A 7,322-nucleotide genomic window follows, 5' to 3' on the forward strand; every position below is an offset into this window, starting at 1 on the left:
ATTCGGACAATTAATTATCGGTTTTTACCTAAGACTATCATCCGAATGCTGATGCTTCCAGCACGCTTCGCGAACGCCCCTACATTGTTGACGCGAAACCTAAATCAAAATGTGGTTTATTTACCTGAAAATAGCTGTAATTCCTACATAAAGAAAAAATCGTTCCTATCCAACTCTTGAAACTGTCACCTGTCACCGTGGTGTAGGCTATCAAACATCAAACTGATTTTATTCCTCAATCCTCAATCTTGAATTTTTAATTCTGAATCCTCAATTATTAGCTGCATTTTTTTAATAAAATCTTGAATTTGTGAATTTATGATTTGATAATTATTCTGACTCTTGACTCCTAAATTCTTACTTTTCTCTGATATGATCTTTTTGTTTGACTGTCTTTACCACAAACGGGGTCAATATATGTTAGAATTGTAGGAAAATATGACAATTTTTCAAGATTAATTTGACATAATTTTGTATTTTGTCAAGTACAAAGGCTAAAATCTACGTTTTTTGGAGTTTTGCAGGTTATGACAACCTCACAGGAGAGGATTATCCCGACGGATTTACGACAAGAGATGTCACAATCTTATCTGGAATACGCTATGAGCGTAATTGTCGGTCGGGCGCTACCAGATGCTAGGGATGGTCTAAAACCTGTGCATCGTCGCATCCTCTATGCTATGCACGAGTTAGGGCTGTTGCACGATCGCCCGTTTAGAAAGTGCGCCCGTGTGGTGGGGGAAGTTTTGGGTAAATATCACCCCCACGGTGACACGGCGGTATATGATGCTTTGGTACGGATGGCGCAGGACTTTTCCATGCGATCGCCTTTAATCAACGGTCATGGTAATTTTGGTTCTATTGACAATGACCCACCGGCGGCGATGCGTTATACAGAATGTCGTCTACAAGCATTAACCAGTCATTCCTTATTGCAAGATATTGAAGCTGAAACTGTAGACTTTATTGATAACTTTGATGGTTCTCAACAAGAACCCACAGTATTACCTTCCCGTATTCCCCAACTATTACTTAATGGTTCTTCGGGAATTGCGGTAGGCATGGCTACTAACATTCCTCCGCATAATTTGGGAGAATTAATTGATGGGTTAGTGGCATTAATTCACAACCCAGAAATAACCGATACTCAATTAATGCAGTATGTTCACGGTCCTGACTTCCCCACAGGGGCGCAAATTCTAGGAACATCAGCCATTAAAGAAGCGTACACCAGCGGACGGGGTTCAATTACCATGCGGGGTGTGGCAACTATTGAAACCGTTGAACAACGCAACCGCCCAGCTAGAGAAGCAATAATTGTTACCGAGTTACCTTACCAAACCAACAAAGCGGCATTAATTGAAAAAATTGCCGAGTTGGTGAATGATAAGAAAATTGATGGCATTGCAGATATTCGAGATGAGAGCGATCGCGACGGGATGCGAATCGTCATAGAATTAAAACGTGATGCCTATCCCCGTGTTGTTTTAAATAACCTTTATAAACAAACCCCACTTCAGTCCAACTTTGGCGCGAATATGTTGGCTTTAGTGAACGGGGAACCACAAATACTCACCCTGAAAAACTTCCTCAGCGTCTTTTTAGATTTTCGCATTGAAACCATTAACAGACGTACTCGTTACCAACTGAAAAAAGCAGAGGAAAGAGATCATCTATTACAAGGTTTATTAATTGCCCTCTCTCATTTAGATGCAATTATCAACCTGATTAGAAACGCCCCCGACGCACCCTCAGCCAAAGGTGAATTAATTAGCAATTATGGACTTTCCGAAGTGCAAGCTGATGCCATTTTGCAAATGCAATTGCGGCGGTTAACAGCCTTAGAAGCGGATAAAATTCGCTTAGAACATGAAGAATTGCAAGTACAAATTGCAGACTTGCGGGATATTCTGGATAGACGGGAAAGGGTACTGGAAATTATCGAAACCGAAGTTACCCAAATTAAAACCCAGTTTGCCACACCGCGACGCACAGCTATTACCCACGCAGAAGGGGAAATAGATGATATAGACTTGATCGCTAACGAGAAAGTTTTAATTTTGGTGACACAACAAGGTTACATCAAACGGATGCCCGTGAATACCTTTGAAGCTCAAAACCGGGCTACCAGAGGAAAAGCCGGTGCTAAAGTCAAAGAAGATGATACCATTGAGCATTTTTTAACCTGCTGTGATCATGATAGCGTCTTATTTTTTAGCGATCGCGGCGTAGTTTACAGCCTCAAAGCATATCAAATACCAGAAGGTTCACGCACCAGTCGGGGTACACCCATTGTCCAGATGTTACCCATACCCAAAGAAGAAAAAATCACTTCCATTGTACCTGTAGACGAATTTAGCAGCGAAGAATATTTAGTCATGCTCACCAAAGGCGGTAACATCAAAAAAACCGCATTAGAAGCATTTAGCAACATTCGCGCTAACGGGTTAATAGCCATATCCTTAGAAGAAGGCGATCATTTGCGTTGGGTGAGACGTGCCAAAGTAGAAGATAGTATCATCATCGGTTCACGTCATGGTATGGCCATACACTTCCGTTGTACCCATGATCAACTGCGTCCTCTGGGAAGGGCGACTCGTGGGGTAAAATCAATGAAACTCAAACCCGGTGATGAACTGGTAGGAATGGATATTCTTCCTGCGGCCATTCTCGACACCTTAAACACAGAAACAGAAGTGGAACTAGAAGAAGAAACTATCGAAATTGAAGAAACCGCAGAAAATAGCGAAGAAACCACCGAAACACCAAACAGCACAGGACCCTGGGTATTAATCATCACGATGGGAGGCTATGGAAAGCGTGTACCCGTAGGACAATTTAGACTACAAAACCGCGCTGGACAAGGTATCACCGCTACCAAATTCAAAAACCGCAAAACCAAGGATCAACTAGCAACCCTGCGAATAGTCAACCCTGACGAAGAGATCATGATGGCGACAAACAGAGGTATTATTATTCGCCAATCTGTTAACGCCATTTCTGTACAATCACGGACAGCAACGGGAGTAAGAGTACAGAAACTCGATGAAGATGATGCCATTACCGGAGTAGCAGTAGTTCCCCCCGATGCTGGAGATGGTGAAGATTCTGAGTAAAAGAACAAGGGACAAGTTAAAATACTTGCTTCCTTACCTGGTAGCTTTAACTAGTGGGGCATTGATGGGGGTGACAGTCGCCCCTGTCGGTGCTTGGTTTTTGGCTTGGGTTGCCCTTGCACCCCTTTGGGTGATAGTTGTTAAATATACAACAGAAAAAAATCCCCCTGTCCGCCGCACCCTGCCCCCTGCCTTTATTTGGGCGATCGCCTATCATGGAATAGCCCTATCATGGATCACAGGTATTCACCCCATGAAATGGTTAGGTGTACCCTGGTGGCCAAGTTTATTTATTACCATCTTTTGCTGGTCATTTATTAGCCTGTGGGGAGGTTTGTTAGTCTCTCTTTGGGCGTTTTTGATGGTGCGGTTAGATAAGCAACAGTCTTGGTTAAGAGTGTTAATTGGTACAGCTTTATGGTGTGGTTTGGAAAGTTTGTGGAGTTCTGGATCTTTGTGGTGGAGTTCTTTATCTTACACTCAGTCACCGCATAATTTGGTAATTTTGCATTTGGGGCAATTTTCTGGACCGAATACGGTAACGGCGGTTATTGTGGCGGTTAATGGGTTGGTTGCGGAGTCTTGGATTTATTTTTGCACGCAGAGACGCAGAGACGCAGAGGAGAAAAAGAGTTTAAGGAAGGGGTTTTTTAATTGTTATTTGGTTTGTGCTGTTTTACTGTTAATTATCTCCCATGTTTTAGGCTTTGTTCTTTATTCTCAACCTTTGAATAATCATGAAAATTCAGGTTTAAAAATAGGTATTGTTCAAGGTAATATTCCTAATGAAATTAAGTTGCTTCCTCAAGGATTTAGACGAGCAATTACAAACTATACTAATGGATATTTAACATTAGTAAATCAAGGTGTTGATGGGGTGTTAACTCCTGAAGGTGCTTTACCTTTATATGAACGTAATTTTCAAAATACTCCTTTGTTAGATGCGGTGAAGGATAAAGGGGTTGTAGTTTGGATCGGTGGTTTTGGGCAAAGGGGGAGAAGTTATACTAATAGTTTATTTGGGGTAAATGGTAAAGGGGAAGTTACTAGTAGATATGATAAGTCAAAGCTTGTACCTTTGGGGGAATTTGTTCCTTTTGAAGAAGTTATTGGGGCGTTAGTTCAACGGTTATCTCCTTTGGATGAACATCAAGTACATGGGGCAAAAAATCAAGTTTTTGATACTCCTTTGGGGCGGGTTATTGTGGGTATTTGTTATGAGTCTGCTTTTTCGGAAATCTTTAGATATCAGGCTGTTAATGGTGGGGAATTTATTTTGAGTTCTTCTAATGATGCCCATTATACGGCAGCAATGGCAGATCAACATCATGCCCAGGATATCATGCGAGCAATTGAAACTGATCGATGGGCTGTGAGGGCAACAAATACCGGTTATTCTGCTTTTGTCGATCCGCATGGGAGAACTTTGTGGAAATCAGGGTATAATATTTATGAAACCCACTCTGAAACTATTTATACTCGGAAAACTCAGACTTTATACGTGCGTTGGGGTGATTGGTTGATGCCTTTGTTGTTGGTTTTGGGGTTTTTGGGGTGGTTTATGACTAAATAGCCGGGAATTTTGGTAAGTAGGACTTGCTGGATATAAGATATCCTTATTTGACAAGTAGCTATTTTGTAACACATACTTTTAAAGTATCCTTTTTTTAAATTAAAGAGTTGTCACCATGCAACTGAAAACCTTTTTGACCAGTGTTGCCGTAACCGCTTTGGTTATTCCCAGTGTATTAGCAAATACATCAAAAGTTTTGGCTGAAGACATTACCATTCTGTTAGAAAATAAAACAAGGGCAAATATGACAGAATTTTACGCTTCTCCTAGTGGGGTTAAAAATTGGGAAAACGATATTTTAGGTGATGATGTTTTACGATCTGGAAAGGTGATAGAAATTAATTTCAATGACGAGCGCACAACTTGTATCTATGACTTTCTAGCCAAATTTGCTGATGGTGGTGTAGTGGAAAAATATGATATCAATATTTGTAAATTGGAAGGTGGTAGTTACGAATTTTATGATTAAGTTTAATACTTATCATGTCTGCCTAGTCTGCTAACCACCAGTCACCAATCAGCAGTCCTATTTACTGATGAATCTGCGTTGCTTTGAGCATATGATAGGTAATAATCAACTGTGTCAAAGCTAGGGGGTAACTTTGCAATGTTTCCCCTGTTGTGCCAGCGATTTTACCAAGTTCAGGATTGATTTCGCGATCGCAAATATTCTTTAAATAAGGCAGATCATTACACATGATATGCTCTATCTTATTCACCTGTTCCAAGGTAGCGTGTCCATCAACTTCCAACACATCCACCGGTTTACCCATATCCCTACCTAGTCCCAAACGCACCGCTGATTCAGAATCATCATCATCTGGGTGAATAATCTGAGTAAAATCAGGATGGGGAATAGTTGGACGCAGTACCAAACGTACATTTAGATGTCCATTGCTTTCATCCTCATTTTCATTGGTAGGATAGAAACTCACCACAATATCAGACCATTGACGTTGGGGACGAATAAACGCTTCTGAGTCAGGTTCTCGTTTTTCTAACTCTGCTAATACTTGTTCTTCACTATAACCGCGTTTTTCTGTATCCCGTTTAACCTTCCATTTTGCCCGTAGTGATTCAGGAGGAGCAAGATAAACCTTAACATCATAAGCATCACGAGCACCACGGGTAGAGTAACCAAGTAGACCTTCAATAATGACAAACTTATTCGGTTTAATGTACTGTGGAGGCTCAAATTTACCCGTTTTGTGGCTATAAACAGGCTTTAGAATTGTTTGTCCTGTCCGTAGTAGCGATAAATGCTGCTGCATAATATCTAAGTAATTACAGTCAGGATGCAAGGCTGTAATACCGATTTCCGCCCGTTGTTGACGATCATAACGGTGGTAATCATCGGTACAGATGAGTGTAACATTTTCCGGTCCAAGTACCTGAGCAATACCCCTAGTTAGGGTAGTCTTTCCTGCTGCGCTATCACCAACAATACCAAGAATGATTGGACGACTCATCTTACCCCCTTGAATACAAGCTGGTTACTTAATGCTGGTTACTTAATAATGTTTCTGGAGAACATTTTTAGTTAGTTTATTCATTCTAGTGGTAAATTAGTTAAAAAATTCCAGCTTTCTCTTTTCTCGCAACATCTCTCAACATAATCATGCTCTTATCCTGATTCAAAAACTGTAAAATTCGCATTGATACCTAAAAATTACATCTGATATAATAGAATTGATATCAATAACAATACCTTCGCCAAAATCAAAAATATCTTAATTTGTAGGTTGGATTGAGGCACGTTCACGCAGTTTGCCGAAGGCATAACCCAACAAATACGTTGAGTTTACGTTGGGTTTAACTTCGTTCAACCCAACCTACGGAAAAATAGCAAAGGTATTGTAATAAAAAATACTGAATATACAGATATATTAGTTCAATAAATTTAGCATCACAGTCATGGCAAAACAAACTATAGGCTTAGAACAGAACCTGTATGATTATTTACTTTCTGTTTCTGTACGTGAACCAGAAATTTTAACCCAACTACGTCAAGAAACCGCCCAGCTACCAATGTCCATAATGCAAATTTCCCCAGAACAGGGACAATTTATGGCATTGTTGGTTAAATTGATAGGAGCAAAAAAAACATTAGATATAGGAGTATTTACAGGTTATAGTTCCTTAGTAGTAGCCTTGGCTTTACCAGCAGATGGTAAAATTATTGCCTGTGATGTCAGTGAAGAATATACCAGCATAGCTAGGCGATATTGGGAAAAAGCAGGAATAGCAGATAAAGTTGACTTGCATATTGCCCCAGCTTTGGAAACTTTGGATAACTTGTTAGCAGCAGGAGAAGCAGAAAGTTTTGATTTTGCCTTTATTGACGCTGATAAAGGAAACTATGAAAATTATTATGAGCGATCGCTGCAATTAATTCGACCCGGTGGACTAATTGCCATTGATAATGTTTTATGGTCTGGGAAAGTAGCAGATCCAGAAATACAAGATAATCAAACTAAAAAAATTCGCGCCTTTAATCAAAAATTATATCAAGACTCAAGAATTACCTTGAGTTTAGTTCCCATAGCTGATGGTTTGACATTAGCAAAGAAAAATTGAAAGATTGATGATTGGGACTGGGGACTGGGGACTGGGGACTGGGGACTGGTGACTGG

At 40.3% G+C, this 7,322-nt stretch carries 5 protein-coding genes; 4 read left to right on the forward strand and 1 reads right to left on the reverse strand.

The window, feature by feature from the left end:
- Positions 1-527: 527 nt before the first annotated feature.
- From gyrA to PN497_RS18560, 3 genes are all read left to right on the forward strand, one after another.
- Positions 528-3,116 (forward strand): DNA topoisomerase (ATP-hydrolyzing) subunit A, encoded by a 2,589-nt coding sequence (gyrA, locus tag PN497_RS18550; protein WP_096571195.1) that lies wholly within the window; start codon positions 528-530, stop codon positions 3,114-3,116.
- Between the two features lie 64 nt (positions 3,117-3,180).
- Positions 3,181-4,689, forward strand: coding sequence for an apolipoprotein N-acyltransferase (lnt, locus tag PN497_RS18555; protein ID WP_272110755.1), 1,509 nt, complete (start codon positions 3,181-3,183; stop codon positions 4,687-4,689).
- A 115-nt stretch (positions 4,690-4,804) separates the two neighbouring features.
- Positions 4,805-5,158, forward strand: a complete 354-nt coding sequence (locus tag PN497_RS18560) for a hypothetical protein (RefSeq protein ID WP_096571199.1) — start codon at positions 4,805-4,807, stop codon at positions 5,156-5,158.
- Between the two features lie 61 nt (positions 5,159-5,219).
- Here the strand turns inward: PN497_RS18560 and PN497_RS18565 are convergent, their stop codons facing one another.
- On the reverse strand, positions 5,220-6,158 hold the full coding sequence (locus PN497_RS18565) for a phosphoribulokinase (protein WP_096571201.1): 939 nt from the start codon (positions 6,156-6,158) through the stop codon (positions 5,220-5,222).
- A 445-nt stretch (positions 6,159-6,603) separates the two neighbouring features.
- Between PN497_RS18565 and PN497_RS18570 the strand changes: the two genes are divergently transcribed.
- Positions 6,604-7,266 carry a class I SAM-dependent methyltransferase gene (locus tag PN497_RS18570; RefSeq protein ID WP_096571203.1) on the forward strand — a complete coding sequence of 221 codons (663 nt, stop codon included), beginning with the start codon at positions 6,604-6,606 and terminating at the stop codon, positions 7,264-7,266.
- The last annotated feature ends 56 nt before the right edge of the window (positions 7,267-7,322 follow it).

Source organism: Sphaerospermopsis kisseleviana CS-549, assembly GCF_028329225.1.
Lineage (GTDB): Bacteria > Cyanobacteriota > Cyanobacteriia > Cyanobacteriales > Nostocaceae > Sphaerospermopsis > Sphaerospermopsis kisseleviana.